A 24,216-nucleotide genomic window follows, 5' to 3' on the forward strand; every position below is an offset into this window, starting at 1 on the left:
GCACCTCCGTCGTCGGGCCCCCAGTCTCCCCTACGGAAGGCAGCGGCGCGCGCGGTCGGAGCCGGGCCAGACGTACTCCAGGTCCTCCGGCACGTCGTCGCCGAAGATCGGCCGGTAGTGCGTCGGGTCCTTGCGGACCAGCGACGAGCGGTGGCTCAGGTGCAGGTCCTCGCGGCCCAGCCAGGGCGGCAGCTCGCCGGCCGAAGCCAGCTCCTGCTGGGTACGCACCACGCCGGGGCCGCACGCGGCGGCCAGGTCGACGGTCATCGTGGTGGCGCAGGTGTCGGCACGCCCCGGTTCGGTCCAGACGGCACACATGTCCAGGCCGTACCGGGTGAGCGCCTCCTCGTACCCGGCCCACATCTGCACGGCCGGGTGGTTGCGCCAGCCGTACCCGGGTCGGGTGAGCCCGCGCAGCACCTGGATGGCCTCCACCCGCTGCTTGCCCAGCCGCCGCTGGTCCAGCGCACGGGCGCTGGCCAGGAAGTCCGGGTACGGCAGGAAGGTCTGCATGGCGCTGCTCTACCCGTCGTCGGGGCCGACATGCGTTCGCGGGGATGATCCGGACGGGCTCGCCCACCGTGATCGTGCTGACTACGATCCGGGCATGGCGGAGCCGTGGCGGGACCGGGCGCGACGGGCGGTCGAGTGGAACTGGCGGCTGCGGCCCGTCGGTGATCCGCGACCGCACTACGTGATCTGCGGCAGGGACGCGCTCGCCTACTACGTGGCCCGGGCGTTGCTCGAATCCGAGCTGCCGGCCGGCGGCGCCCGGGTGACGGTCGTGGTGCCGGAGCGGTACCCGCGCAACGGGCCGGACGTGGCGGGGTTGCGCGGGGCGCGGGTGGTCCGTTCCGAGCGGCTGGACGTGGCCACGTTCGAGGCCGCCGGGCTGGCCGGGGCGACCGGGCTGGCCCTGCTGCACCAGGACGACGTGGGCAACCTGCACGCCGCGCTCTGCGCCCAGGCCGTGGACCAGCGGGTCCGCCAGGTGCTGCGGATGTTCAACGGCACCCTGGCCGACGGCGTACGCAAGCTGCTCAAGGCGCCTGTCGAGGTGCTGTCCGACGCGGAGATGGCGGCGCCGGCGTTCGTGGCCGCCGCGCTCGGTGAGGTCGACCCGAGTTCGTTCCAACATCGGGACAAGACGTTCCGGGTTGCCCGCCGGGCCGACGTGCGTGCACAGGACGTGGTCTGCGCGTTGGCCCACGGCGGCGACGAGCAGGGGGTCGACCTGCTGCCCGCCGAGCAGGCGGGCGCCGACCTGGTGCTGGCCGAGGCGACCGGGCAGCCGCCGGGGACCGAGGTGGCGGCGCGCCGGCTGGTCCGGGCCCGGCGGCGACGCCGCCCGGTCACGGTGGTGCTGGGGGCGGTACGCGGCTTCGCCACCCGCAAGATCGGCATCGCGGTGATGCTGGTGCTCGCGGTGATCGCGGTGCTCGGCGCGCTGATCTCCCGGGCCGAGGGTGTCTCCCCCGCCGAGGCCCTCTACCTGACGCTCGTCACGACCCTCAGCGGTGCCGACCCGGACACCGGGAAGACCGCAAGCGCGCAGGTCATGCAGGTGGTCCTCAACCTGGCCGGGCTGGCGCTGATCCCGCTGATCACCGCCGTCGTGGTGGACGGCATCGTCAACGCGCGGCTGGCCCTGCACACCGGGCGGTTGCAGCCCGCGCAGGTGGGCCACGTCGTGGTGATCGGCCTGGGCAACGTCGGCACGCGGGTGATGGCGCAACTGCGCGGGTACGACGTCGAGGTGGTGGCGATCGACAAGAATCCGGAGCCGCGTGGCGGCGCGCTGGCCCGGCAGTTGGAGGTGCCGCTCATCGTCGGTGACGCGGCGCTGCCGGAGACCCTGGCCGCCGCCTCGGTGGCCGACTGCCAGGCGCTGGTGGTGGCGTCCACCGACGACGTCGCCAACCTGGAAGCGGCGCTTGCCGCCCGGGATCTCCGCGACGACCTGCGGGTGGTGCTGCGGCTCTTCGACGGCGACTTCGCCGAGCGGGTCGAGGAGACCTTCGCCCTCGGCGTGTCCCGATCCGTCTCCTACCTGGCTGCTCCGGCGTTCACAGGCGCGCTCACGGAACGCGCGGTGATCACCACGATCCCGGTCGACAGGCACGCGCTGCCGGTCGCCGAGGTGCCGGTCGCCGCGGGCTCCGACCTCGACGGCCGGGCACTGGGCACGGTCAACCGGGACGGGCAGGTCCGGTTGATCGCCCGTACCCCGGCCGGCGGGGCGAGGACGATCTGGTGGAAGGACCTCGACCCCCGACAGGTGATCTTCGCGGGTGACCGGCTCACCGTGGTCGCCCGCCGCCGCGGCCTGGACTGGTTGACCAGGCACTGCGCGCCGCCCGCCGGTCCCGGCCCGGTTCCCCGGCCCGGCGGGGAACAGCATTCGACGCCCCCCTCGGTCGAGTTACCCGTCGCCGCTTCCCCGGCGCATCCTGTGTCGGCGCCACCCGTGGCCGGCGCGGCGCCGGTGACGAACGGCCGCGCGACGGACGAGGTCGAGGTGATCCGCCAATCCGACGGGCCCGGCGAGGCGGGGTGAGCAGCGGCACCGGTTGGGGCAGCGCCAAGACGCATGCGTGAACGACGGCGATCAGCGGTGTGTTCGGAGGGCGTACCAGGCGGCGCCGAGCGCGAGCACGCCGAAGCCGGCGAGCACGCTGCCCAGCGGCAGGTTGACCGCGAGCAGCAGGCACCCGGTCAGCCCGAGAACGGCGAGCACCCGGACCGGCAACCGCCGGTCCGGGTCGCGGCCCAGGGTGAGCGCAGCCGCGTTGGTGATCGCGTAGTAGACGAGCACCGTGCAGCTGGAGAAACCGATCGCGCCGCGTACGTCGCCGAGCAGCACCACCACGATCACCACGGCGGCCACGGCCAGTTCGGCGCGGTGCGGCACCTGGTGCACCTCGTGCACGGCGGCCAGCGCGCCTGGCAGGTCGCGGCGGCGGGCCATCGCGAGGGTGGTCCGGCCGACCCCGGCGACCAGGGAGAGCAGCACGCCGACGACGGCGATGGTGGCTCCGGCGCGGACCACCCAGGCCAGGCCGGGCAGCCCGGCGGCGGTCACCACGTCGACGAGGGGCGCGGCGGAGTCGGCCAGCCGGTCGGCGCCGAGCACGCCGAGCGTGACCATGGCCAGCACCAGGTAGATCGCGAGCACCGTACCGAGCGCCAGTGGCACGGCCCGGGGGATGGTCCGCTGCGGGTCGCGCACCTCCTCGCCGAGTGTGGCGATCCGCGCGTACCCGGCGAACGCGAAGAACAGCAGCCCGGCGGCGGTGAGCACTCCCCGCGCCGAGCCGCCGGCGTCGGTCAGCCGATCCAGGTGCACCGGCCCGCCCGCCACGCCGACGACCGCGACCAGGGCCAGCACCGCGAGCACCAACGCGACAAGCACCTTCGTGGCGGCGGCCGTCTTACCGATGCCGCGCAGGTTCACGGCTGTCACCGCGAGCACCGCGACGACGGCGACGAGTCGGGCCTGCCCCGGCCACAGGTACGCCCCGATCGTCAACGCCATCGCCGCGCAGCTCGCCGTCTTGCCGACCACGAACCCCCAACCGGCCAGGAAACCGGCGAACGGCCCGAGGCGTTCCCGACCGTAGACGTAGGTGCCGCCGGACTCCGGGTAGCGCGCCGCCAGCCGCGCCGAGCTTGTCGCGTTGCAGAAGGCGATGAACCCGGCGAGCACCAGCGCCGGCAGCAGGCCGGCGCCGCCGGCCGCCGCCGCGGCGGGCCCGAAGACCACGAAGACGCCCGCACCGAGCATCGACCCCAACCCGATGACAACCGCATCGGGTACGCCCAGCCGCCGTGCCAGTTGATCCACAGGCCAAACCTAGGGGTACGAGGTGAACGGCCGGTCCCATTGGCGTAGCCGGCCGGGGAGCGGCAGATCGTCCCAGGGCACCCGGTGCAGCAGTCGGTCCAGGAGCAGGCCCAGCAGCAGCCCGGCCACCGAGTCGGTGAGCCAGTGCCAGCCCAGGTAGGTGGTGGTGGTGAGGACGACGAGCGGCGGCACCACCCGGATCACCGTGACCAGCAGGGCCGGGAGTTGCCGGCCGAAGCTGCGTGCGAGCGGGGCGAGCAGCAGCGCGATGACGCCGTACCAGACGATGGCGTTGGCGACGTGCCCCGACGGGTAGGACTGGGCGAATCGGACCGGCAGGTCGTCGTGGAACAGCGGCAGCGTCTGCTCGGGCGTCAGGAACGGCTCCTTGACGCTTGCGCTCGGCGCCGCCCGCGCGGTCCAGACCTTGAGCGGACCGATCGTGAAGGTGGTGATCACGAACCCGACCACCGGCAGCAGGATGGGCCGCACCGACCGCAGCCGAACGGCCAGCAGAACGCCCAGCCCGACGCCGATCAGGGTCAGCGGGGTGCCCTGACCGAGGAAGTTCAGCACCCGGGCCACCCAGTACGCGGCGGTCGGCCGGTGCTCGTCGGCCCAGTCGGCGACCGCCCGATCCAACCCGAAGAGCTGGTCGGCGGCGAGCGCGACGGTCAGCCCGACCAATCCGGCCAGCAGCAGCGCGTCGAACCACCAGCCGGCCGGTCGGACGGGACGCAACCGCAGCTCACGACGTACCCCAGTGGTTTTGAGCACGCGACCACGCTACCGGCCCCCTGCGAGGCCGGGGTGTTCGGCGCTGTGGGCCGAGCCACGATGTGAGGCGGAGGCGGGGGCGAGGCGTCATGCTTGTGCCCGTGCGGATCACGTCTGCTCTCGTGGACCCGGCGCTGCTCGACCTGCCCTGGTCGACACCGCTGGAGGAGTGGCCTGCCCAGCATCTGGTCGCGCTGCCGCAGGGCATCTCCCGGCACATCGTCCGGTTCGTCCGGTTGGGCGACTACGTGTACGCCTTCAAGGAGACCCGCGAGCGGATCGCCGAGCGGGAGTACGACCTGCTGCGGGCGCTGGAGCGGATCGACTTCCCGTCGGTGGAGGCCGTGGCGGTCGTCGCCGACCGGCAGACCGAGGACGGCGAACCCCTCGAATCGGTGCTGATCACCCGGCACCTCCAGTTCTCGCTGCCGTACCGGGCGCTCTTCTCGCACACCCTGCGTCCGGAGACGATGAGCCGGCTGCTCGACGCGCTCGCCGCCCTGATCGTGCGGATGCACCTCACCGGTTTCTTCTGGGGCGACTGTTCGCTGTCGAACACGCTGTTCCGCCGGGACGCGGGCGCCTTCGCCGCCTACCTGGTGGACGCGGAGACGGGTGCCCTGCACAACTCGCTCTCCAACGGGCAGCGCGGTGAGGACCTGGAGATCGCCCGGGTGAACATCTTCGGTGAGGCGTTGGACCTCCAGGCCGCCGGCCTGCTGCACGAGTCCATCGATCCGGAGGTGGTCTGCGAGGAGGTCGTGCAGCGCTACGAGCGGCTGTGGCACGAGATCACCTACGAGCAGGCAGTCGAGCGCGAGGCCCGGCACGACATCGAGGGCCGGATCCGTCGCCTCAACGAGCTGGGCTTCGACGTGGCCGAGGTGGCCATGTCGACAATCGAGGGCGGGCGCTACCTGGTCCGGCCGAAGGTCGTCGACGCCGGCTACCACACCAGGCGGCTCCTGCGGCTGACCGGCCTGGACGCCGAGGAGAACCAGGCCCGCAAGCTGCTCAACGACCTGGACGCCTACCGGGCGGAGAGCGACCTGACCGACGAGCAGCAGGCAGCGCACCGCTGGCTCACCGAGGTCTTCGAGCCGGTGGTCCGGGCGGTGCCCGCTCACCTGCGCCGCAAGCTGGAGCCGCAGGAGCTGTTCGCGCAGATCATCGAGCACAAGTGGCTGCTCTCCGAGCGCGCCGGCCGGGACGTGGGTATGCGCCACGCCGTCCAGTCCTACCTGACCGACGTTCTCGTGCACCGTCCCGACGAGCAGGCCATCCTCGGTGTCGAGGTCCCGAGCCTGAGCTGACCGCAGCCGCCGCGCCGGTCTGGCGTCACTCCACCCAGGAGCCCGCGCGCAGCACGCGCACCACGTTCAGGTCGTCGTCCAGCACCACCAGGTCGGCGCGCAGGCCCACCTGGAGGGCCCCGACCCGGTCACCCAGGCCGATGGCCCGGGCCGGGGTGGTGGCCACCATCCGGGCGGCGTCGGCGATCGGGATCCCGGTCTCCACGGCGTGGCGCAGCGCGGCGTCCATGGTGAGGGTGCTGCCGGCGATCGCGCCGTCGCGGGCCAGCCGCGCCACCCCGTCGGTCACGGTGACGGTCTGGCCACCCAGTTCGTACTCGCCGTCGGCCATTCCGGCGGCGGCCATCGCGTCGGTGATCAGCGCGGCCCGGTCCGGGCCGGCGGTCGCGGTCACGAACGTCAACATCCCGTCGTGCAGGTGCACCCCGTCGGCGACGAGTTCGCAGATCACGGTGGGCGCGTCGAGCAGCGCCACCACCGGTCCCGGTTCGCGGTGGTGCACCGGCCGCATGCCGTTGAACAGGTGGGTGGCGACGCTGGCGCCCGCGGCGACGGCGGCCCGGGTCTGCTCGTACGTCGCGTCGGTGTGCCCCACGGCGGCCACCACCCGCTGGGCGGTGAGCAGCTTGATGGCCTCCAGTGCACCGTCGCGCTCGGGGGCGAGGGTGACCATCCGGACGGCGCCCCGGCCCAGCTCGATCAGCTCGGTCAGCTCGTCGGTGGACGGGTCGCGCAGAAACTCCGGGTTCTGTGCCCCGCAGCGGGCGGCCGACAGGTACGGCCCCTCGAAGTGGACTCCCGCAAGCACACCCTCGTCGACAAGTGGGGCGAACGCCTCGGTGGCCGCGCGCATCAGCGAGAAGGGCGCACTCACCAGGCTGGCCAGCAGCGTGGTGGTGCCGTGCGCCAGGTGGAAGTCGGCAGCCGCCCGGGCCTCGTCGGCGTCCCCCGTGGTGAACGTGTGCCCGCCGCCGCCGTGCGTGTGCATGTCGACGAAGCCGGGCACGATCCAGTGCCCGTCCCGCACCGACGGGTATTCGGCCACAGCGGTGATCCGGTCACCGTCCCACTCGACGCAGCCCTGCCTGATGACACCCGTCGGGGTCACCACTCGGCCGTTCACCCGTACGGTCATCGTCTCTCCTGATGGTCACGGACACCCATGGCGTCCAGGGCGAGCAGGGCGGCACCGAGGCAACCGGCCTCGTCGCCGAGGGCCGCCGCGACCAGGCGCGGCTCCCGGTGGAAGGTCATCCGTTCGTGCAGCGCCGTCCGCAGGGGGTCGAGCAGACCGTCCCCGGCCTGGGCCAGGCCACCGCCGAGCACGATCGTCGCCACGTCGAACAACGCCTGCCCGGTGGCCAGGCCGTCGGCGAGCGCCTCGACGGCCTCCTGCCAGACCCGACCGGCGAGCGGTTCGCCGGCGCCGGCACGCTCGGCAACCTGGGCCGCGGTCACCGCCCCGTCGGTGGACCCACCGGCCAGTTCGGCGTAGCGGCGGCCCACGGCGGAGGCCGAGGCCACCGCCTCCAGGCAGCCCGGCCGGCCGCAGCCGCACCGTGGGCCGTCCGGCCGGACCATGATGTGGCCGATCTCCCCGGCGGCGCCGTGCGCACCCAGCGCGGCGACACCGTCGACGACGTGCGCGGCGGCGATGCCGGTGCCGATGGCCACGAACAGCACATGCCCGGTGCCGCGCCCGGCGCCGAGCCGCGCTTCGGCGAGACCACCGACGCGCACGTCGTGGCCGAGCGCCGTGGGCAGGCCGAGCCGCGCCGCCGCCAGGTCCCGCAGCGGTACGTCCCGGAAGCCCACGTTCGCCGACCAGACCGCGACCCCGCGCGCCTCGTCCACCACCCCGGGTACGGCGATGCCCACCGCGACCGGGGCCAGCCCACCGGCGCGGGCCTTGTCGGCCAGCCCCTCGGCGACATCCAGGATGGTCCCGATCACGGCGGCCGGGCCGCGCGCCGCGTCGGTGGGATGCCGTTCGGTGTGTATCGCCGCGCCGTCCGGGCGGACCAGGGCGCACTTCATGCCCGTGCCGCCGACGTCCAGCGCGACGACCACCCGGTCGACGCCCGGGGCGTCGCCGTCGCTCACGGCGCGATCCCGGTGCGCGAGTGCGGGGTTCGCAAGCCCGGCTCGGTCCTCACGCTCACGCCAGCACCACCGAGCGGGACAGGTGCCGGGGCGCGTCCGGGTCGAGGCCCCGGCTGGTCGCGAGCGCGACCGCGAAGCGCTGGGCGAGGATCAGGTCGGCCATCGGGTCGACAGGGGTCCGACCGGCGGACCAGCTGCCCAGCACCGTGCGCCAGCCGTGCGTGCGGCTGTGCACGAAGGCCGCTCCGGTGGCGGCAACGTCCTCGGGCAGCCCGTCGGGCAGTTCGCCGAATGCCCAGACGAGCCGGCCGGGCGCGCCGATCGAGATGGGGCCGTGTCGGTAGTCCATCGCCGGGTATGCCTCGGCCCAGAACGTGGCCGCCTCGCGGCACTTCAGAGCGGCTTCCTGCGCCAGGCCGATCGTCCACCCCCGACCGAGGAAGGTCGCCTGCCCGATGGTGGCCGGGTCGATCGGCAGCGGCGAGCGCACGGCCACCTCGGCGTCGGCGGCGAGCGCCGTCACCGGGTCGCCGAGGTGTGCCCGCAGCAGCGCCAACGCGGTGGTGGCGAAGCGGGTCTGCACCACCGACCGCTCGTCGGCGAAGGGCATGGTCACCGTGGCGGCGGCCAGATCGACGGCCGGGGACGCCGGGTCGCCGACGATGACTGTGGTGGGCGTACGCCCGCGCAGCGCTGCCAGCAGCTCCAGCACCTCGGTGGTGGTGCCCGAGCGGGTGATGGCGATCAGTCGGTCGTAGTGGCGGCCGGCCGGGAACTCGGACGCCTGGAACGCGTCGGTCTCACCATGGCCGGCCTGTTCGCGGCGGGCCGCGTACGCCATAGCCATGAACCACGACGTGCCGCAACCGACGACGGCGACCCGCTCGCCGGGGCGCGGCAGGTCACCGCGCACCACGCCGGCCAGTTCGGCGGCCTCCCGCCAGCAGTCGGGTTGGCTCGCGATCTCCGCGTCCACGTACGCCATGGGAAACTCCTCGCAGGGCCGATCAATGCGCGATACGGCTCGTAACACCCGCATTTCGCGCGTTATTCTGCGCGAAAGCGGGTGCCCGTGGCAACCGACAAGCCGATCGCGCAGGCCGGTCTTTTGCGCCAGCCCAGTTTCGCGCACTAGTGTGCACGCAATCAATCACCGTCCGTGCAGTCTCTGGAGGGCCCCCGCGGTGGACCGGTACGCCAGATGGAACGCCCTGCTGGAGATGCTCACCGACAACGGCCGGGTCAGCGTCGAGGCGGCAGCCGAGCGGCTGGACGTCTCCCAGGCCACCATCCGGCGCGACTTCGACCAGCTCGCCCAGCAGCAGATGATCACGCGGACCCGGGGCGGCGCGGTCGCGAACGGCGTCTCCTACGACCTGCCGCTGCGCTACAAGACAGCCAAGCACTCGGCCGAGAAGCAGCGGATCGGTGCCGCCGCCGCCTCGCTCGTCACGCCGGGCACTGTGGTCGGCCTGAACGGCGGCACCACGAGCACGGAGGTGGCCCGCGCACTGGCCGTCCGCCCGGATCTGAACACCAGCGCCGAAGGTGCCCAGCTCACCGTGGTGACCAACGCGCTGAACATCGCCAACGAGCTGCTGGTCCGGTCCCGGATGAAGGTGGTGGTGGCCGGCGGGGTGGTGCGTCCCAAGTCGTTCGAACTCGTCGGCCCGCTGGGCGGGGCACTGCTGCGCGAGGTCACCCTGGACATCGCGCTGCTCGGCGTGGACGCGATCGACCCGCAGCTCGGCGCCGCAGCCCACCACGAGGGGGAGGCGGCGATGAACAACCTGATGGTGGCCCGCGCCAAACGGGTCGTGATCATCGCGGACTCGTCCAAGCTGGGCGGTCACGCCTTCGCCCGGATCTGCCCCGTGGAGCGGGTGGAGACGCTGGTGACCGACAGCGGTGCCGCGCCCGAGGTGGTGGAGGCGTTCCGGGCCGCCGGCGTGCAGGTCGTCTGCGCCTGAACGATCACTCTCCGTCTATCTGACAGCTCGTACGGCGCGTCGATGCATACCCGGTATTGCGCGCGGCTGCATACCGCGTATGGTGTCGGCTGTCACGCCCACCATCGGGGGAGGTGCAGCTTGCCAGCTGTCCTGGAGATCGAAGGTCTACGTAAGACGTACAAGAGTCGTCGACGCGGCACCCGCAACGCGCTCGACGGCTTCGACATGCGGGTCGACGCAGGGCAGGTGCACGGCTTCCTGGGCCCCAACGGGTCCGGGAAGACCACCACGCTGCGTACGCTGCTCGGCCTCATCCGGCCCGACGGCGGCCGGATGACCCTGCTCGGGCACGACGTGCCCGACGCGCTACCCACCGTCGCCGGCCAGGTCGGCGCGATCGTGGAGAGCCCGCAGTTCTTCCCGCACTTCTCGGCACGGGACACGCTGTCCCTGCTGGCCGGAGCAGGCGAGGTGCCCCCCGCCCGGGTCGACGAGGTGCTGGAACTCGTCGGACTGCGCGACCGGGCCGGCGAGCGGGTCAAGACGTACTCGCTGGGCATGAAGCAGCGGCTCGCCGTCGCCTCCGCCCTGCTGAAGAACCCGAAGCTGCTCATCCTCGACGAGCCGGCCAACGGCCTCGACCCGGGCGGCATCCGGGAGATGCGCACGCTGATGCGGACCCTCGCCGAATCGGGGATGACAGTGGTGCTGTCCAGCCACATCCTCGGCGAGATCCAGCTGATCTGCGACTCGGTCACCATCATCTCGCTGGGCCGACGGGTCGCCTTCGGCCCGGTCGACCAGGTGCTCGCCCAGCACTCCTCCGGCGCGGTACGCGTCCGGCTGGAGGCCGTCAGCGACCTGCCGGCGGCCACCGAGGCGCTCACCCGGGCGGGGATCCGGGTCACCGGTCACCCCGACCACCTGATGCTGGCCGGCGTCGACAAGCCGGCCTCGGTGACGCGACTGCTCGCCGAGCAGAACCTCTACGTCAGCGAGCTCGCTCCGATCGCCGTCGACCTGGAGAGCGTCTTCCTCGAACTGACCGCCACCGCACCGGTACCCGGCCAGCACCGGCAGGTCGACGAGTCCACGAAGGTCGGTGGGACGGGTCAGCCCGGTGCCACCGCGGGAGGGTGGGGCGCGTGAGCCTCTTTCGTACCGAGCTGCGCCGGCTCACCAAGCGGCGCTTCACCCGCTACATGACGCTGCTCGGCCTGCTGGTGCTGGCCGCGGTGGTGGTCGGCGTCTTCTTCACCAACCAGAAGATCGGCGCCGACCAGCTCGCCAGGGCCGAACGTCAGGCCGAGCAGCAGTACCAGGAGCAGGTGCGCTGGAGCGAGCAGGAACGCTCGGCGTGCGAGCAGGCCAAGAAGGCCGGCACGGCGAGCGACGGCCGCTACCCCGACGACTGCTCGATGATCACGGCACCGCCCCGGGACCAGATCGAGGCGGAGTGGTTCCTGCCGTCGACGTTCGATTTCCGGAAGACGTTCGACGAGACGCTTGTCCCGTTCGCCGCGATTCTCGCGCTCGTCGGGTTCGTGGTCGGCGCGTCCTTCGTGGGTGCCGAGTGGAGCACCGGCGGCATGATGAACCTGCTGCTCTGGCGGCCCAAGCGGCTCACCGTGCTGCTCACCAAGCTGGCCGCGCTGCTCACCGGCATCCTGGCGGTGACGCTGCCCGCCGCGGTGCTCTGGTTCGCGGGGTTCTGGGCGGTCGCCACCTTCCGGGGCAGCACCGAGAAGATGACCTCGGGGGCCTGGCAGTCGTTCGTCCTGACCGGGCTGCGCGGTGTGGCACTCGTGCTCGTGCTCACCACCATCGGGTTCGCGCTTGCCTCACTGGGCCGGCACACCGCGATGGCCCTGGGTGGCGTCGTGGCCCTGATGGTGGTCGGCCAGTTCGGTCTGGGCATCCTGCTGTCGATGGCGAGCGTGAAGTTCGCCGAGGCGTGGCTGCTGCCCACGTACGCGCTGGCCTGGATGACGAAGACGGTCACCCTGCAGAACTGGGACTCCTGCAACGCGACGTACTACGGCGAGTGCAAACCGGAGACGATGGACATCACCTGGCAGCAGTCGTCAGTGCTGTTCTCGATAGGTGTGGTGGTGATCCTCGGCGCCGCCCTCTGGGCCATGCGTCGGCGCGACATCTCCTGACCGATCGGCTACGAAGGCCCCCGGCTCTCTTCGGGGGCCTTCGTCGTGCGTCAGTGGACGCCGCGCCGGCTGCTGCGACAGGGGTCCTCCCTGGCTAGGCTGAGCGAATGTCCGCCGACGCCACCGCCCCCGAGCCGTCCACCGACGCTCGTCCGGCAGACGTCGCCGGCACCGGGCCGACCGTTCCGACACCCCGACCGGCGCCGCCCATCGAAACCTCCGACGAGCAGGCGCGGCCGGTCGACGCCACCGACGAGCCGACCCCCGCCGAGCCCGTCGAGCCGGCACCGGGGCTGACCGAGCGGGAACTGGCGATCCTTGCCTTCGAGCAGCAGTGGTGGCGGCACGCCGGCGCGAAGGAGCAGGCCGTGCGGGACACCTTCGGGGTCTCCTCGACCCGGTACTACCAACTGCTCAACGGGCTGCTGGACAACCCCGCCGCGCTCGCCGCCGACCCGGTGCTGATCGGTCGGCTCCGCCGGCTCCGCTCGTCGCGCGCCCGCAACCGCCGCCGCTGACGGCGGACGCCGCCCGTTCGTCCCGTTGCGCCTCCGGTGCCGGTCTTCACTCCCGAGGCCTGCCGGTCCCACCGCATGGCGTCCGGCCAGGCGGGTAGGCGGGAGGCGTTCCGGGGTCGCCAGGCGACCGAGCACCCAGGAGGGGAGCGGAGCATGACGACAAATCAGAGCGGACGCGGGCAGCAGGCCCGGCAGGAGGCCTCCCGAGTCGGCCACCAGGCGGCGCAGGCCGGCGGTCAGATGGCCCAAACCGCCGCCGCGCAGGGCGGAGAAGTGGCCGCCGAGGCGCGGCGACAGGCACAGCAACTGACCGGTCAGGCCACTGGGCAACTGCGCGAACAGGCGCAGACCCAGCAGAAACGGGCCGCCGAGGGTCTGCGGGATCTCGGCCGTGAGCTGGGGTCGATGGCGGAACGGGACGGCGATTCCGGGCTGGCCGGCCAGGCGGTACGCCGGGTGGGCGACGCCGCCCAGCAGGCCGCCGGCTGGCTCGACGAACGCGAACCCGGCGAGGTTCTCGACGAGGTACGCACGTACGCGCGCCGCCATCCGGGGACGTTCCTGGTGGGTGCGGCCGTCGCCGGACTGCTGGTCGGGCGGCTCACCAAGGGTCTGACCGGGTCGGCCTCCGGCAACGGTGGGATCGGGAGCGCGGGCGCCGGTGCTCGACCGGCACCGCCTGGCGCTTCAGCGGACACCGGTCAGCAGCCGTACGTCGGGACGGCGCGGGCGCAGAACGTCTCGCCGGCCGGCCGGCCCGGGCCGGATCTGCCCGGTGGGGTGGCACCGTGAGCGCGCCGGAGAAGGAGCGGGCCCAGGCCTCGGTAGGCGAGCTGCTGGGCGAAGTGACCAGGGACGTCTCCACTCTTATGCGCAAGGAGGTCGAGCTGGCCAAGGCCGAGCTCCGCGAGGAGGTCAGTCAGGCCGGCAAGGCTGGCGGCATGTTCGGCGGTGCCGGAGTTGCCGGGTTCCTGGCGGTGCTCTTCGTGTCGTACGCCGTGTGGTGGGGGCTGTCCAACACGATGGACCAGGGGTGGGCGGCGCTGATCGTCGCGATCATCTGGGCCGTCGTCGCCGGGGGGCTCTTCGTCAACGCCCGTACCCAGCTCAAGCGGGCACGTGCGGTTCTCCCCCGGACGAAACAGACGGCCCGGGAAGTGCCGGACGCCCTGCGGGGCCGGTGAACGAGTCGGGAGGGAACAGATCATGTCCAGTGATCCGGATCGGATCCGGCGGGAGATCGAGACCACCCGCAACGAGTTGAGCAGTGACGTAGACGCACTGACCGACAAGGTCAATCCGCGTCGCATCGCCGGTGACCGCGTCGGGCAGGCCCGGGGTGCGTTCACCCGAGCGAAGGAGAAGGTGATGGGCAGCTCGAGTCACATGGGGCACGAGGCCAGCCAGCGGATGTCGCACATGGTCGGCTCGGTTCGCGACGAGACCCGATCGCTCGGGCACCAGTCCCGGGAAGCGATGGGCTCGGTGCGGGACGAGGCGCGCTCGCTCGGACAGCAGTCCCGTGAGCAGGCCCAGGGCAACCCGCTCGCCGCTGGCCTGGTCGCCTTCGGCGTCGGTCTGCTGGCCGCCTCGCTGATCCCGCCGAGCGGGCGGGAACGGCAGCTCGCCGGCCAGGCCCGCACCATGGTCAGTGAGCACTCCGACGAGCTTCGCCAGCAGGTGAGCCAGGTCGGCCACCAGGTCCAGGACAACCTGCGGGAGCCGGCGCAGCAGGCGGCCCAGTCGGTGCGGTCCACCGCCCAGCAGGGGGTGTCCGCGGTACGCGATCAGGGTCGCTCGGCCGCCGGCCAGGTGCAGGGGGAGGCGCATGCGGCCGCCGACGACCTCCGGCAGCGCTGACCCGACCGGCGCGACGGGGCCGGCGTCGGTGATGCGGGTACGCTCCGCGTCCGCGCCGGCCCCGGGCCGGGCAGTCAACGAGGACCTGGTCTTCCGGTTCGGGCCGCTTGTGGGTGTGCTGGACGGCGCGACGGTGCCGGAAGGGTTCGACACCGGATGCGTGCACGGGCCCGAGTGGTACGTCCGGCAGTTGGCCGCCCGGATCGGTGTGGCCGAGGCGGCCCGGCCCGCCGCCCGGCTGACCAGCAATCTGGCCGCGGCCATCCTGGCCGTGCGGGCCGACCACGCCGGCCAGTGCGACCTTGATCATCCCGGCACCCCGTCGAGCACCGTGTGCCTGCTTCGGGACTGCGGCGACCAGGTCGACTACCTGGTGCTCTGCGACAGTCCGCTGGTGCTGGACGCCGGCGGGCGGGTGAGCGTGGTGACCGACGACCGGCTGGAGACGGCGATGGCGGAGCTGCGCCGTACGGTCGCGACGGTGCCGGCCGGCCCCGTCGACCCGGTGACCCGGTTCCGGCACGCGGTGGGGGTCCAGCGCGAACGGATGAACCGTACGCACGGCTACTGGGTGGCGGCGGCCGACCCCGACGCGGCGTTCCACGCGGTGACCGGCTCGGTGCCCCGACACGGTCCCGGGGCGGTGCGCCGGGCGGCCCTGCTCAGCGACGGCGCGTCGAGCGCTGTCGAGCAGTTCGGCCTGACCGACTGGACGGGTCTGCTCGACCTGCTGAGCGCCGACGGTCCGGGCGCGCTGCTCGACCGGGTCCGCGCCGCGGAACGCGACCACCCCGACCGGCTGCGGCGGCACAAGGCCACCGACGACGCCTCGGTGGTGTTCTGCGAGTTCTGAGCCAGCCGTCACCCCGACGGGTGACAGCGGAGCGTGAGGAGAAACACCCACGCCGCCCGACCGGCCGGTACCGCTGACCGGACCGCCAGTGGATGTCCAATGGGGTGGACTTCGGCCGATGAGGCCGGCAGACTGCGGCACGTGGCGGGTGCGGTCCGGCTGGAGCCGGTGGACGAGCGGAACCTGGAGCCGTTGCTCTCCGTAGCGGCTGCCGAGGCCGAGCCGGATGACGTGATGCCCCCGGTGGAGGCTCCCGCCGGTTGGTCGCTGGCCCGTCGGGAGGCGTTCCGCGAGTTCCACAGGGCGAGTTTCGGTGGACTGGACGGCCCGACCGGCTCCCAGATGTACGCGATCCTCGTCGGTGGTGAGGTCGTCGGCATGATCCGGATGACGCGCTGTGACGAGCCGGGCACTGTGGAGACCGGCATGTGGCTCGGACGCTCGGCTCGGGGTCAGGGGATCGGTCCCGCTGCCCTGCGCGAGTTGCTGAACGCCGCCGCCGGGGCCGGGATGCGGGCCGTGGTGGCCGAGACGACCCCGGACAACGTCGGCGCGGTCTCCGTACTCGAAAAATGCGGTGCGAAATTGCGTGAGAGCGGCGGCAAGGTACGCGCCGAAATATGCCTGGATTCGACCCCTCCCGCTTTCTGAGTCGCTCCTCTGCGTTTCGCCATCCCTTACGTTGTCCCTGCTCGTGACCGTGCTGGCGTCCGGTTTGGGCTATCCGGTGCCGCCTTTCCGAATGCGCTTCTCCCATCGTCGACCGAAATTGCCGTAGCGGTTTCGGAGCAATCCCGCCGGGTACTGCCGGCCGGGTCCGCAGATGCGGGACGTCTGATCGGGGGCACGGTTCGCGCTGTTCCCCGTAAGCCCTTCTCCGGCCCTCACCGGGCAGACGTCCGGACTCACCGGGGAGCGAGGGGAGACCTGATGAAGGCCGGAACACGAATCGGGCTGGCGGTGGGCTTCGGCTACCTGCTGGGCCGCCGCCGCAAACTGCGTACGGCGCTCACCCTGGCCGCGGCGGTCGCCGCCGGCCGGGCGAGCAAGCACCCCGGCGGCCTGCTGAAGCGGGGCACCGACGCACTCCAGTCGTCGCCCCAACTGGGCAACCTGAGCCGGCTCGGAGCTCCGCTGGTCAACGCCGGTCGGGCAGCCGCTACCGCCGCCGCCGGCAGTGGTGTCGACGCGCTCACCGGGAAGTTGCGCGGCTCCGCGGACGCCGTGCGCCGCCGCTCCGGCGGCCAGAACGACGGGGACGACCAGGGCGGCGGGAACACCAAGAACGGCACGGGCGGCCGGAGCGGTGCCGACGCCGGTGGTGCGGGTACGGACGGCGACAGCGGCGCGCCCAACGATCGTGGCGACGCCGCAGCCGCGCAGCGGCGGGGGCGGTGACCATGGCGGCCCAGAACAGCCCGGGCGGGCTCGGTGACAAGCTGCGCGGCCAACTGGTCGACGAGGTGCGCAACCTGGCCGGGGCGATAGGTGACCGCGCGATGAGCGTGGTGACCGAGCGGATCACCGGCGCGACAGGCCGTCTCAGCGAGTACGCGCGTCAGGGCGGCGGTCCCGGCCTGATCGCCGCCGCCACAGGAGCGCAGAAGTTGGCCGAGGGCGGCTCGCCCATGAAGGCGATGGTGCATGCCGGCGTGGCCGGCGGTAAGGAGAAGGTGATGGCGGCTCTCGGCCGCGCGGGCGGTAAGGGCGGCAAGGGCGGCGGCAAGAAGAAGGTCACCAACATCGTCGAGACGATCGAGGTCGGCGTACCGGTGCGGGCCGCGTACAACCAGTGGACGCAGTTCGGGGACTTCCCGAGCTTCATGAAGAAGGTCGAGCAGGCCGAGAACGACTCGGACGAGAAGATGACCTGGAAGGCGCAGGTCTTCTGGTCGCACCGGACGTGGGAGTCGACAATCGTCCGCCAGGTACCGGACAAGCTCATCCACTGGCGGTCCAAGGGCGAGAAGGGCTCTGTCGACGGCACCGTCAGCTTCCACGAGATCACCCCGGACCTGACCCGCATCCTCGTGGTGCTGGAGTACCACCCGCAGGGTCTCTTCGAGCACACCGGCAACCTGTGGCGTGCCCAGGGCCGGCGGGTGCGGCTGGAGTTGAAGCACTTCGTCAGGCACGTGATGACCGAGGTGGCCCTCGACCCGGACCAGGTCGAGGGCTGGCGCGGCGAGATCCGCGACTCGCAGGTGGTCAAGGACCACGACACCGGCCTGCGCGAGGAGCGGGAGCAGGGTCTGGAGGAGGAGGCGGAGTCGCGGCGCCGGCCGGGCGGGCGACCACGCCAGCGGCCGCCCCGGCGGCCGGTCGAGCCGGAGTACGACGAGGAGTACGACGCGTACGAGGACGACTACGACGAGGGGTACGCGGACGAGCCGGACGAGGAGCCTCCGCCGCCACCCCGCCGCCGGGTGCCCGACCGGGCCCGGCGCGCCCAGCCGCGCGAGGAGCCGCAGCGGCCCCGGCCGCCCGTCCGACGTGGCCCGGAGCCGCCCCGCCGACCCGTGGTACGCCGCCGCCGGGAGGAGGACGAGTGACCCTGGTGCCCGAGGACGCCGTCGGCGGAGCCCTCGAACGGGTGGGTTCCGCCGGCCGCCTCGCCGACGTGGTGGAGACCGTGCTCGACAAGGGCGTGGTGATCGACGCGCAGGCGACCGTAGGGGTCGTCGGTATCCCCCTGGTGGAGATCGACGCCCGGGTCGTGGTGGCGAGCATCGAGACCTACCTGCGGTTCGCCGAGGCCGTCGACCGGTTGGACATCGCCCCGGAGGAGGGCGAAGGGCTGGCCGGCCTGCTCGGCGGTGTCACCGGCGCGGTGCGGGACGTCACCGACCCGGTCGGAGGCGCCACCGGCAATGCGCGGGACCTGGGAAGGAAGTGAGATGGCCGACGAGACGGGACTGTTCGTCTACGGGCTGGTGCCGGCCGACGTGGAGGCGACGCCCGACGCCGCCGGGGTCGGCGACCCGCCCGGCGAGGTGACGGTGATCCGGCACGGAGACGTCGCCGCCCTGGTCAGCCCGGTGCCGCTGGACGCGCCGCTCGGCCGGTCGACGGACCTGCGGGCGTACCAGGACCTGCTGGACGGAACGGCGGCGGAGGCGCCGGTGCTGCCTGTGCGGTTCGGCACGGTGGTCACCGGCCCGGACGCGGTGCTCGACCTGCTGCGACCGCACCACGACCGGTTCGCCGCCGCGCTTGCCGAGTTCGAGGGTCGGGTGCAGTACGTCGTGCAGGGTCGGTTCGACGAGCGGGCGTTGCTGCGCGGCATCCTCGACGAGAATCCGGCGGCCGCCCGCCTCGCCGAGCAGGTGCGTGGTCGCGCCGAGGCGGCCACCCGGGAGCCACGGATCCGGCTCGGGGAGTTGATCAGCCAGGCGGTGGAGCTGCGCCGCGAGGCGGAGAACCGCCGGCTGCTCGACGTCACCGCCGAGTTCGTCGTCTCCACGCAACTGCGTCCGCCCAGCCACGAGATGGACGCGGCCCACGCGGCCCTGCTGGTGGACACCGACCGCGAGGCTGCGCTGGTGGACGCGCTGGAGGAGTACGCGCAGGACCGCAGGGGTCTGCTGCGGCTGCGTCTGCTCGGGCCGCTCGCCCCGTACGACTTCGTCGGCGCCCACCAGTTGGCGGGCTGACCGGTGGACCTGCTGTGGGCGCTGCTGACCCTGCCGTACGCGCCGGTGCGCGGGCTGACCGCGGTGGTCGGAGTGGTGGCCCGGGAGGCCGAGGCGCGGCAGCGGAACCCGGTGAACGTCCGCCGCGAGCTGGAGGAACTGGACGCCGCCGTCGCGGCCGGTGAGCTCAGCGCGGAGGAACGCGACAGGGCCGAGCAGCGGGTGCTGGACCGGCTGACCGGGGTTACGGCCCGGCCGGGTGCCAGGTCGGGTCCGGCTCGGCGCGGCCCCGCACGCGAGAAGGGAGTGCGCCATGACCGACGACGCCCGGGCCCGGCGACGTGACCCGGCCGCCGAGGGCTACACCGACGACGAGTACGTGGAGCCGGTGTCGGCGGCCGAGGCGGCCCGGGCGGGGCTGCGACAACTGGTCGAGCTGACCGGCCGCGAGCCGTCCGTCACCACGTCCCTGGAGGCCACCGAGGACGGCTGGCTGGTCGGGGTGGAGGTCGTGGAGGCGCGCCGGATCCCCACCTCGATCGACCTGCTCGGCCTGTACGAGGTGGAGTTGGACATCGAGGGGAGCCTGCTCGGCTATCGGCGGGTGCGGCGCTACCAGCGCGGGAAGGGTGAGGTGGGCTGAGATGACCGCTGCGCAGCCACCGCCTGTGGTGCAGAACTCCGGCCAGGTCCTGCCCGCCGGCCACGAGCCGGCGAACCTGGGCGACATCCTGGAGCGGGTGCTCGACCGGGGCATCGTCATCGCCGGCGACATCCGGGTCAGCCTGCTCGACATCGAGCTTCTGACGCTGAAGCTGCGGCTGGTCATCGCGTCGGTCGACACGGCACGCCAGATCGGCATCGACTGGTGGGAGCACGACCCGTGGCTCAGCTCCCGCGCCCGGCCCCCGGTCGAGCCGGGTCCGCGCGACCCGGAGCAGGTCGAAGCGGAGCGGCGGCCCCGGGTGGCGGCCCGGGCGCTACGCCGGGATGCCGAAGCGCAGGGGTGGGGTGACCTGGATGGTTGAGGTGGCCGTGGACCTGACCGTCCCGGCGGCCGGTGCCTGGCTGCACGGCGTGGTCCGGGACGCCGAACCGGCGACGCTCGCGGCGATCCCCGGGATGGACGGCGGACCGGTCCGCGCCGTGCCCGCCGCTGGACTGGTGGCCGTGGTCAGCACCGCCCCGCTCGACGAGTACGGCGAGCAGCCGCTACGGCGCAATCTGGAGGATCTGGCGTGGCTGGAGCGGGCTGCCCGGGCGCATCACGCGGTGGTCGAGGCCCTGGCCCGGCGAGGTCCTGTGGTGCCGGCCCGGCTCGCCACCGTGCACACGGACGACGAGCGGGTGGCCCGCTCGCTCACCGACCGCCGTGCGGAACTTGTCGCCACCCTTGACCGGTTGACCGGGCGCGGGGAGTGGGGGGTCAAGGGCTACCTGGCGCCGGGAGCGGCCACCGTGGACGCCGAGACGACCGGGCACGGCGGGGTGGGGACGGCGTACCTGCGGCGCCGACGCGCCCAGTTGACCAGCCGGGAGGAACGCCAGCAGGTAGCGAGCGCGGCCGCTGACGCGGTGCACGGCGCCCTGTGCGAGTTGGCCGTGGCGGGTCGGCGGCACGCCCCGCAGGACCGGCGGCTCTCCGGGACGTCCGCGCCGATGGTGCTCAACGGGGCGTACCTGGTCGACGTCGCGGCGCTGCCCCGCTTCACCGACCTGGTCAGCTCGCTGGGTCACCGGCATCCGGGGGTACGGCTGGAGCTGACCGGGCCGTGGCCGCCGTACTCCTTCGTGGCGGAACGGCCGGAGCCGGCGCTCACCGTACGGGAGCCGGGGTGACCACGTCACTCGCGCCCAGCAGCGCGGACGATCCGCTGGCGTACCGGCCGGTCGCCCTGGTCGACCTGCTCGACCGGGTCCTCGCCACCGGCGTGGTGATCAGCGGTGACATCACCCTGGCCATCGCCGACGTGGACCTGGTACGGATCTCGCTGCGGGCGCTCGTCGCGTCGGTCGGCGCGCTGCCGCAGCAGGAGGACGGCGCGTGACCGGGCGGGACGAGGCGTCGGAGCTGGCCGCCGCGCTCGGCGCCGCGTCGTGGCAGCCGCCCCGGGTGACCCCGCTGGACCGCCGGATCGCCGTGGACCGGGACTCGGTCGAGCGTGGGCTGGCGAGCCTGGTGCTCACCGTCGTCGAGCTGCTGCGTCAGCTCATGGAGCGGCAGGCCCTGCGCCGGGTGGACCTCGGTGACCTCACCGAGGAGCAGGTCGAGCGGATCGGCGTGACGCTGATGGCGCTGGAGGAGCAGATGGTCGGACTGCGCGACCATTTCGGCCTGGCCCCGGAGGACCTGAACCTGGACCTGGGGCCGCTCGGCCCGCTGCTACCGACCGACTGACCGGGGCCGACGTCCGGTCACGACCGGCCGGCGGCGTACGCGGCCAGCCAGGCGACCTGGGCCGGGTCCAGCGACGGGCGTACCCGTTGCCGGGCCGTCGCCACGTGCGCGGCGGTGACAGTCGCGGCGGTCAACGACTCCCGCATCGCGGCCAGCGCCGCCTCCCGGACCAGCGCCGCGCAGTCCGCCGCCGAGAAGCCGACCAGCTCGTCGCCGAGGGCCGCCAGGTCGACGTCCGGTGCCAGCGGCACGTGCCGGGAGGCGGCCCGCAGGATGTCCGCCCGCGCGCCCGGATCCGGTGGCGGCACGTAGACCAGCCGTTCCATGCGCCCCGGCCGCAGCAGCGCCGGGTCGACCAGGTCCGGCCGGTTCGTCGCCCCGACCACCACGACGTTGCGCAGGGTCTCCACCCCGTCCAGCTCGGTGAGCAGCGCGGCGACGACCCGGTCCGTGGTGCCGCCATCGGTGGACTGGCCACGTACCGGCGCGAGCGCGTCCACCTCGTCCAGGAAGATCAGCGTCGGGGCCGCCTCCCTGGCCCGACGGAACAGCTCGCGGACGGCGCGTTCGCTCTCGCCCACCCACTTGGAGAGCAGTTCGGCCCCCTTCACCGAGAGGACGTTCGCCCGTCCCGACCCGGCGAGCGCGGTCACCAGGTACGTCTTTCCGCAGCCCGGCGGCCCGTACAGCAGCACGCCGCGCGGCGGTTGCACACCGAGCCGGGCGAACGTGTCCGGGTAGGTGAGCGGCCACAGCACGGATTCGGTGAGCGTCTGCTTGACCTCGCCCAGACCGCCGACGTCGTCAAGGGTCACCGAGGCCACCTCCAGGGTGGACGCGGCCATCGTGGTCGGCCTGACCACCTCCAGGGCGGCGGTGAAGTCACCCATCGACACAGTCGGCGTCTCGGCCGCCTTCTGCCGCAGCGCGGCCCGTACCCCGGCCTCACGGACCAGCGCGGCCAGGTCCGCCGCGACGAACCCGGGGGTACGCGCGGCCACCTCGTCCAGCCGTACGTCGTCGGCGAGCGGCACCTGGCGGGTCAGCACGGTGAGTTGTTCGCGGCGCAGCGCCGGGTCGGGTAGCGGGATGCTGATCCGCAGCGACAGCAGGTCGGGTGCGCGCAGGGCCGGGTCGACAGCCTCCGGTCGGCTGGTGGTGCACACCACCGCGGCACCGGCCTCTATGGTCTTCGCGAGCACCTGCCGGAACACGGTCGCCACCGGGCCGGGCTCGTCGGCCGGGGCGAGCGCCTCCACGTCGGTGATCAGCAGCACCGCCGGTCCGCCGGCGCGTACCGCCGTCGCCGTGGCCCGCAGCCGGTCCGCCGCGGCCTGGTTGGTCAGCGCGGCCACCTCGGGCGCCCACAGCGGGTGGACGCGGGCACCGACGCGGGCCGCCACCGCCCGGACCAGCGCCGACTTGCCGGAGCCGGCGGGCCCGCCGAGCAGCACGCCGAGCGAGATGGTGGTGCCCAGCCGTCCCAGCACCTCCCGATGGTGGAAGCCGAGGTCGAGCAGTTCGGTCAGCTCCTCGGCCTGGGGTCGCAGGCCGGGCAGCTCGTCGACGTCCGGGGCGTCGTCGACCGGGGCGGCCGGCCGGACAGTGCCTGTCGCCCGGGCCGGCGCAACGGCGGCCGGGGCGGGCGCGTCGTGGGTGGCCGGCCAGTGCTCCCAGCCGACCAGCGTGTCCATGGTGACGAGCGCGCCGGCGGCCGGTTCCACAGCGACCACTGTGAGAAGCGTGCTCGTCCAGGCGAAGCCGACCGTGTTGGCGAGACTGCGACGGGCCGCCTCGACCAGGCTGCGTACCGAGGCGTCCGGCAGCACGTCCTGCGGCAACAGCGACACGTCGTCGCCGACGGTGACCACCTTGCCGAGCAGGGCGAGCCGCAGCATCTCCGGGCTGACCGCCGCCGCCACCCCCACCGGGCCACGCAGGACGACCCGACCCGCCGCCGTCAGCGGCATCGGGCTCACCCGTACCTGACCACCGTCGCGCAGGCCGAGGTTGCCAAGCGTCAGGTCGTCGGCGTACAGCATCGCGGCGCTCGCGCCCGGGTCGGCGGCCGCGACGATCCCGGCCGTCTCCCGGCGACCGCTCAGCCGCACCGGATCACCGGGACGCAGGCCCAGCGCGGTGAGCGCCTCCGGGTGCAGTCGTACGACGCCACGTCGAGCGTCGAGGGCTGCCGGCCGTAGGCTCGCCAGCAGGGTCAGGTCGGGTTGCGCCACCGCCCGACCGTAGCCGCCCGCGGCGAATCCCGCGTCGGGTCAGCGCCGCGGGTCCAACTCGTCGAGCAGCGACGGGTCCCGCCGGATCAACTCGGCCAGGCGGGCCGCCGGGTCCGGGGACAATCCGTCCGGGCCGGGGGCCCACGCCGGCACCGTCCGCCCCGACAACGGCCAGGCCGGCGGGGGTTCCACGGGCGCCGCCGGCAGCTCCGGGCCGACCGTGACGTCCGGGCCGTCCCAGGACACCCGCAGCGGGTACGTCCGCCCGGCGTGCTCCACCCGGACGGTCACCGCCAGACCGGGGTTGGCGCCGACGATCTGCCGGACCGCCTCGGCAACCTCCTCGACCGGACCCCAGCCGGCCGGCTCGTCGGGGACGTCCCGTCCGTGCCGGGCCGGCCCGGAGTCGCGGGGGTTGGCGGGGCCGCTCGGGTGGTTGACCGGGCCGCCGACCGGCCCCGGTGGTGGTGTGTTGTCGCGGTCGTTGGCCCGCCGGCGCAGCGCCTCCTCGCGCCGAGCCAGTCGGGCCAGCGTCTCCTCCAGGTCGCCCCTCACCAGATCACCCCTTCC

General features: G+C 73.3%; 27 protein-coding genes and 2 pseudogenes. 21 read left to right on the forward strand and 8 right to left on the reverse strand.

Annotated features, from left to right (window positions below; all coding sequences use genetic code 11):
• Positions 1-30: 30 nt before the first annotated feature.
• Positions 31-513 (reverse strand): MSMEG_6728 family protein, encoded by a 483-nt coding sequence (locus tag ACFY1S_RS09640; RefSeq protein ID WP_387114892.1) that lies wholly within the window; start codon positions 511-513, stop codon positions 31-33.
• A gap of 94 nt (positions 514-607) precedes the next feature.
• Here ACFY1S_RS09640 and ACFY1S_RS09645 point away from each other — a divergent pair, with 94 nt between their 5' ends.
• On the forward strand, positions 608-2,557 hold the full coding sequence (locus tag ACFY1S_RS09645) for a potassium channel family protein (RefSeq protein ID WP_387114895.1): 1,950 nt from the start codon (positions 608-610) through the stop codon (positions 2,555-2,557).
• A gap of 51 nt (positions 2,558-2,608) precedes the next feature.
• On the opposite strand, the gene ACFY1S_RS09650 is transcribed toward ACFY1S_RS09645, so the two are convergent.
• Positions 2,609-3,844: an APC family permease gene (locus ACFY1S_RS09650; RefSeq protein ID WP_387114898.1), complete on the reverse strand. Its 1,236-nt coding sequence runs from the start codon at positions 3,842-3,844 to the stop codon at positions 2,609-2,611.
• A gap of 9 nt (positions 3,845-3,853) precedes the next feature.
• Positions 3,854-4,591 (reverse strand): phosphatase PAP2 family protein, encoded by a 738-nt coding sequence (locus ACFY1S_RS09655; RefSeq protein WP_387115995.1) that lies wholly within the window; start codon positions 4,589-4,591, stop codon positions 3,854-3,856.
• Positions 4,592-4,710: 119 nt separating this feature from the next.
• On the opposite strand from ACFY1S_RS09655, the gene ACFY1S_RS09660 reads away from it, so the two are divergent.
• Complete coding sequence (locus ACFY1S_RS09660; RefSeq protein ID WP_387114901.1) at positions 4,711-5,934, forward strand: DUF4032 domain-containing protein; 1,224 nt, start codon at positions 4,711-4,713, stop codon at positions 5,932-5,934.
• A 25-nt stretch (positions 5,935-5,959) separates the two neighbouring features.
• On the opposite strand, the gene nagA is transcribed toward ACFY1S_RS09660, so the two are convergent.
• Genes nagA through ACFY1S_RS09675 form a run of 3 tightly spaced genes read right to left on the reverse strand, consistent with a single transcriptional unit; the run spans position 5,960 to position 9,022 of the window.
• Positions 5,960-7,069: an N-acetylglucosamine-6-phosphate deacetylase gene (nagA, locus tag ACFY1S_RS09665; RefSeq protein WP_387114904.1), complete on the reverse strand. Its 1,110-nt coding sequence runs from the start codon at positions 7,067-7,069 to the stop codon at positions 5,960-5,962.
• Entirely contained in the window at positions 7,066-8,037 is a 972-nt protein-coding gene (locus ACFY1S_RS09670) for an ROK family protein (RefSeq protein ID WP_387114907.1), read from the reverse strand. The genes nagA and ACFY1S_RS09670 overlap by 4 nt, the downstream gene beginning before the upstream one ends.
• A 55-nt stretch (positions 8,038-8,092) precedes the next feature.
• Positions 8,093-9,022, reverse strand: a complete 930-nt coding sequence (locus ACFY1S_RS09675) for an SIS domain-containing protein (protein WP_387114910.1) — start codon at positions 9,020-9,022, stop codon at positions 8,093-8,095.
• Positions 9,023-9,221: 199 nt separating this feature from the next.
• Between ACFY1S_RS09675 and ACFY1S_RS09680 the strand changes: the two genes are divergently transcribed.
• The 19 genes and pseudogenes from ACFY1S_RS09680 to ACFY1S_RS09770 all read left to right on the forward strand — a co-directional run bounded on the left by ACFY1S_RS09680 (position 9,222) and on the right by ACFY1S_RS09770 (position 21,412).
• Complete coding sequence (locus ACFY1S_RS09680; protein WP_387114913.1) at positions 9,222-10,007, forward strand: DeoR/GlpR family DNA-binding transcription regulator; 786 nt, start codon at positions 9,222-9,224, stop codon at positions 10,005-10,007.
• A 120-nt stretch (positions 10,008-10,127) separates the two neighbouring features.
• Positions 10,128-11,138 (forward strand): ABC transporter ATP-binding protein, encoded by a 1,011-nt coding sequence (locus ACFY1S_RS09685; protein ID WP_387114917.1) that lies wholly within the window; start codon positions 10,128-10,130, stop codon positions 11,136-11,138.
• The gene (locus ACFY1S_RS09690; RefSeq protein ID WP_387114920.1) at positions 11,135-12,151 is read left to right on the forward strand and encodes an ABC transporter permease subunit; all 1,017 of its coding nucleotides are present in this window, start codon (positions 11,135-11,137) and stop codon (positions 12,149-12,151) included. The genes ACFY1S_RS09685 and ACFY1S_RS09690 overlap by 4 nt, the downstream gene beginning before the upstream one ends.
• Positions 12,152-12,258: 107 nt before the next feature.
• Complete coding sequence (locus ACFY1S_RS09695) at positions 12,259-12,669, forward strand: DUF3263 domain-containing protein (RefSeq protein ID WP_387114923.1); 411 nt, start codon at positions 12,259-12,261, stop codon at positions 12,667-12,669.
• Between the two features lie 153 nt (positions 12,670-12,822).
• Positions 12,823-13,461, forward strand: coding sequence for a hypothetical protein (locus tag ACFY1S_RS09700; RefSeq protein ID WP_387114926.1), 639 nt, complete (start codon positions 12,823-12,825; stop codon positions 13,459-13,461).
• Positions 13,458-13,853, forward strand: coding sequence for a phage holin family protein (locus ACFY1S_RS09705; protein WP_364372723.1), 396 nt, complete (start codon positions 13,458-13,460; stop codon positions 13,851-13,853). Before ACFY1S_RS09700 ends, ACFY1S_RS09705 begins: the two co-directional genes overlap by 4 nt.
• A gap of 22 nt (positions 13,854-13,875) precedes the next feature.
• Complete coding sequence (locus ACFY1S_RS09710) at positions 13,876-14,529, forward strand: DUF3618 domain-containing protein (RefSeq protein ID WP_387114930.1); 654 nt, start codon at positions 13,876-13,878, stop codon at positions 14,527-14,529.
• A complete protein-coding gene (locus tag ACFY1S_RS09715; RefSeq protein WP_387114933.1) occupies positions 14,498-15,382 on the forward strand; it encodes a hypothetical protein in 885 nt (294 codons plus the stop codon). The genes ACFY1S_RS09710 and ACFY1S_RS09715 overlap by 32 nt, the downstream gene beginning before the upstream one ends.
• A 141-nt stretch (positions 15,383-15,523) precedes the next feature.
• Positions 15,524-16,033, forward strand: a complete 510-nt coding sequence (locus ACFY1S_RS09720) for a GNAT family N-acetyltransferase (protein WP_387114936.1) — start codon at positions 15,524-15,526, stop codon at positions 16,031-16,033.
• A gap of 279 nt (positions 16,034-16,312) precedes the next feature.
• Positions 16,313-16,780 carry a hypothetical protein gene (locus ACFY1S_RS09725; protein WP_387114939.1) on the forward strand — a complete coding sequence of 156 codons (468 nt, stop codon included), beginning with the start codon at positions 16,313-16,315 and terminating at the stop codon, positions 16,778-16,780.
• A gap of 2 nt (positions 16,781-16,782) precedes the next feature.
• The gene (locus tag ACFY1S_RS09730) at positions 16,783-17,934 is read left to right on the forward strand and encodes an SRPBCC family protein (protein WP_387114942.1); all 1,152 of its coding nucleotides are present in this window, start codon (positions 16,783-16,785) and stop codon (positions 17,932-17,934) included.
• Positions 17,935-17,939: 5 nt separating this feature from the next.
• Positions 17,940-18,143 (forward strand): annotated as a pseudogene (gene gvpJ, locus ACFY1S_RS09735) (gas vesicle protein GvpJ); the annotation flags it as partial.
• A gap of 136 nt (positions 18,144-18,279) precedes the next feature.
• Entirely contained in the window at positions 18,280-19,035 is a 756-nt protein-coding gene (locus tag ACFY1S_RS09740) for a GvpL/GvpF family gas vesicle protein (protein WP_387114944.1), read from the forward strand.
• A gap of 3 nt (positions 19,036-19,038) precedes the next feature.
• Complete coding sequence (locus ACFY1S_RS09745) at positions 19,039-19,359, forward strand: gas vesicle protein GvpG (protein WP_364372743.1); 321 nt, start codon at positions 19,039-19,041, stop codon at positions 19,357-19,359.
• Positions 19,328-19,657 carry a gas vesicle protein gene (locus ACFY1S_RS09750; RefSeq protein ID WP_387114947.1) on the forward strand — a complete coding sequence of 110 codons (330 nt, stop codon included), beginning with the start codon at positions 19,328-19,330 and terminating at the stop codon, positions 19,655-19,657. Before ACFY1S_RS09745 ends, ACFY1S_RS09750 begins: the two co-directional genes overlap by 32 nt.
• A gap of 49 nt (positions 19,658-19,706) precedes the next feature.
• Positions 19,707-19,859, forward strand: a pseudogene (gene gvpJ / locus ACFY1S_RS09755) (gas vesicle protein GvpJ); the annotation flags it as partial.
• Between the two features lie 175 nt (positions 19,860-20,034).
• A complete protein-coding gene (locus tag ACFY1S_RS09760) occupies positions 20,035-20,853 on the forward strand; it encodes a GvpL/GvpF family gas vesicle protein (protein ID WP_387114951.1) in 819 nt (272 codons plus the stop codon).
• Positions 20,850-21,062, forward strand: a complete 213-nt coding sequence (locus ACFY1S_RS09765; RefSeq protein ID WP_387114954.1) for a gas vesicle protein — start codon at positions 20,850-20,852, stop codon at positions 21,060-21,062. The genes ACFY1S_RS09760 and ACFY1S_RS09765 overlap by 4 nt, the downstream gene beginning before the upstream one ends.
• Positions 21,059-21,412 carry a gas vesicle protein K gene (locus ACFY1S_RS09770; protein WP_387114957.1) on the forward strand — a complete coding sequence of 118 codons (354 nt, stop codon included), beginning with the start codon at positions 21,059-21,061 and terminating at the stop codon, positions 21,410-21,412. Before ACFY1S_RS09765 ends, ACFY1S_RS09770 begins: the two co-directional genes overlap by 4 nt.
• Before the next feature lie 17 nt (positions 21,413-21,429).
• On the opposite strand, the gene ACFY1S_RS09775 is transcribed toward ACFY1S_RS09770, so the two are convergent.
• Together ACFY1S_RS09775 and ACFY1S_RS09780 are read right to left on the reverse strand one after the other, a co-directional pair.
• On the reverse strand, positions 21,430-23,646 hold the full coding sequence (locus tag ACFY1S_RS09775) for an AAA family ATPase (RefSeq protein ID WP_387114960.1): 2,217 nt from the start codon (positions 23,644-23,646) through the stop codon (positions 21,430-21,432).
• Positions 23,647-23,685: 39 nt separating this feature from the next.
• Positions 23,686-24,201 carry a hypothetical protein gene (locus tag ACFY1S_RS09780; RefSeq protein ID WP_387114962.1) on the reverse strand — a complete coding sequence of 172 codons (516 nt, stop codon included), beginning with the start codon at positions 24,199-24,201 and terminating at the stop codon, positions 23,686-23,688.
• Between the last annotated feature and the right edge of the window lie 15 nt (positions 24,202-24,216).

Origin of the sequence: Micromonospora sp. NPDC000663 (assembly GCF_042898105.1) — a bacterium.
GTDB lineage: Bacteria > Actinomycetota > Actinomycetes > Mycobacteriales > Micromonosporaceae > Micromonospora.

What these genes read in the sequence shown, in the direction of transcription:
- ACFY1S_RS09715 (WP_387114933.1), top strand. Translation starts at nt 14,498, where the DNA reads ATGCGGCCGCCGACGACCTCCGGCAGCGCTGACCCGACCGGCGCGACG.
- ACFY1S_RS09675 (WP_387114910.1), bottom strand. Translation starts at nt 9,022, where the DNA reads ATGGCGTACGTGGACGCGGAGATCGCGAGCCAACCCGACTGCTGGCGG.
- ACFY1S_RS09750 (WP_387114947.1), top strand. Translation starts at nt 19,328, where the DNA reads ATGACCGACGACGCCCGGGCCCGGCGACGTGACCCGGCCGCCGAGGGC.
- ACFY1S_RS09695 (WP_387114923.1), top strand. Translation starts at nt 12,259, where the DNA reads ATGTCCGCCGACGCCACCGCCCCCGAGCCGTCCACCGACGCTCGTCCG.
- ACFY1S_RS09640 (WP_387114892.1), bottom strand. Translation starts at nt 513, where the DNA reads ATGCAGACCTTCCTGCCGTACCCGGACTTCCTGGCCAGCGCCCGTGCG.
- ACFY1S_RS09760 (WP_387114951.1), top strand. Translation starts at nt 20,035, where the DNA reads ATGGTTGAGGTGGCCGTGGACCTGACCGTCCCGGCGGCCGGTGCCTGG.
- ACFY1S_RS09710 (WP_387114930.1), top strand. Translation starts at nt 13,876, where the DNA reads ATGTCCAGTGATCCGGATCGGATCCGGCGGGAGATCGAGACCACCCGC.
- nagA (WP_387114904.1), bottom strand. Translation starts at nt 7,069, where the DNA reads ATGACCGTACGGGTGAACGGCCGAGTGGTGACCCCGACGGGTGTCATC.
- ACFY1S_RS09740 (WP_387114944.1), top strand. Translation starts at nt 18,280, where the DNA reads ATGGCCGACGAGACGGGACTGTTCGTCTACGGGCTGGTGCCGGCCGAC.
- ACFY1S_RS09645 (WP_387114895.1), top strand. Translation starts at nt 608, where the DNA reads ATGGCGGAGCCGTGGCGGGACCGGGCGCGACGGGCGGTCGAGTGGAAC.
- ACFY1S_RS09725 (WP_387114939.1), top strand. Translation starts at nt 16,313, where the DNA reads ATGAAGGCCGGAACACGAATCGGGCTGGCGGTGGGCTTCGGCTACCTG.
- ACFY1S_RS09660 (WP_387114901.1), top strand. Translation starts at nt 4,711, where the DNA reads ATGCTTGTGCCCGTGCGGATCACGTCTGCTCTCGTGGACCCGGCGCTG.
- ACFY1S_RS09730 (WP_387114942.1), top strand. Translation starts at nt 16,783, where the DNA reads ATGGCGGCCCAGAACAGCCCGGGCGGGCTCGGTGACAAGCTGCGCGGC.
- ACFY1S_RS09700 (WP_387114926.1), top strand. Translation starts at nt 12,823, where the DNA reads ATGACGACAAATCAGAGCGGACGCGGGCAGCAGGCCCGGCAGGAGGCC.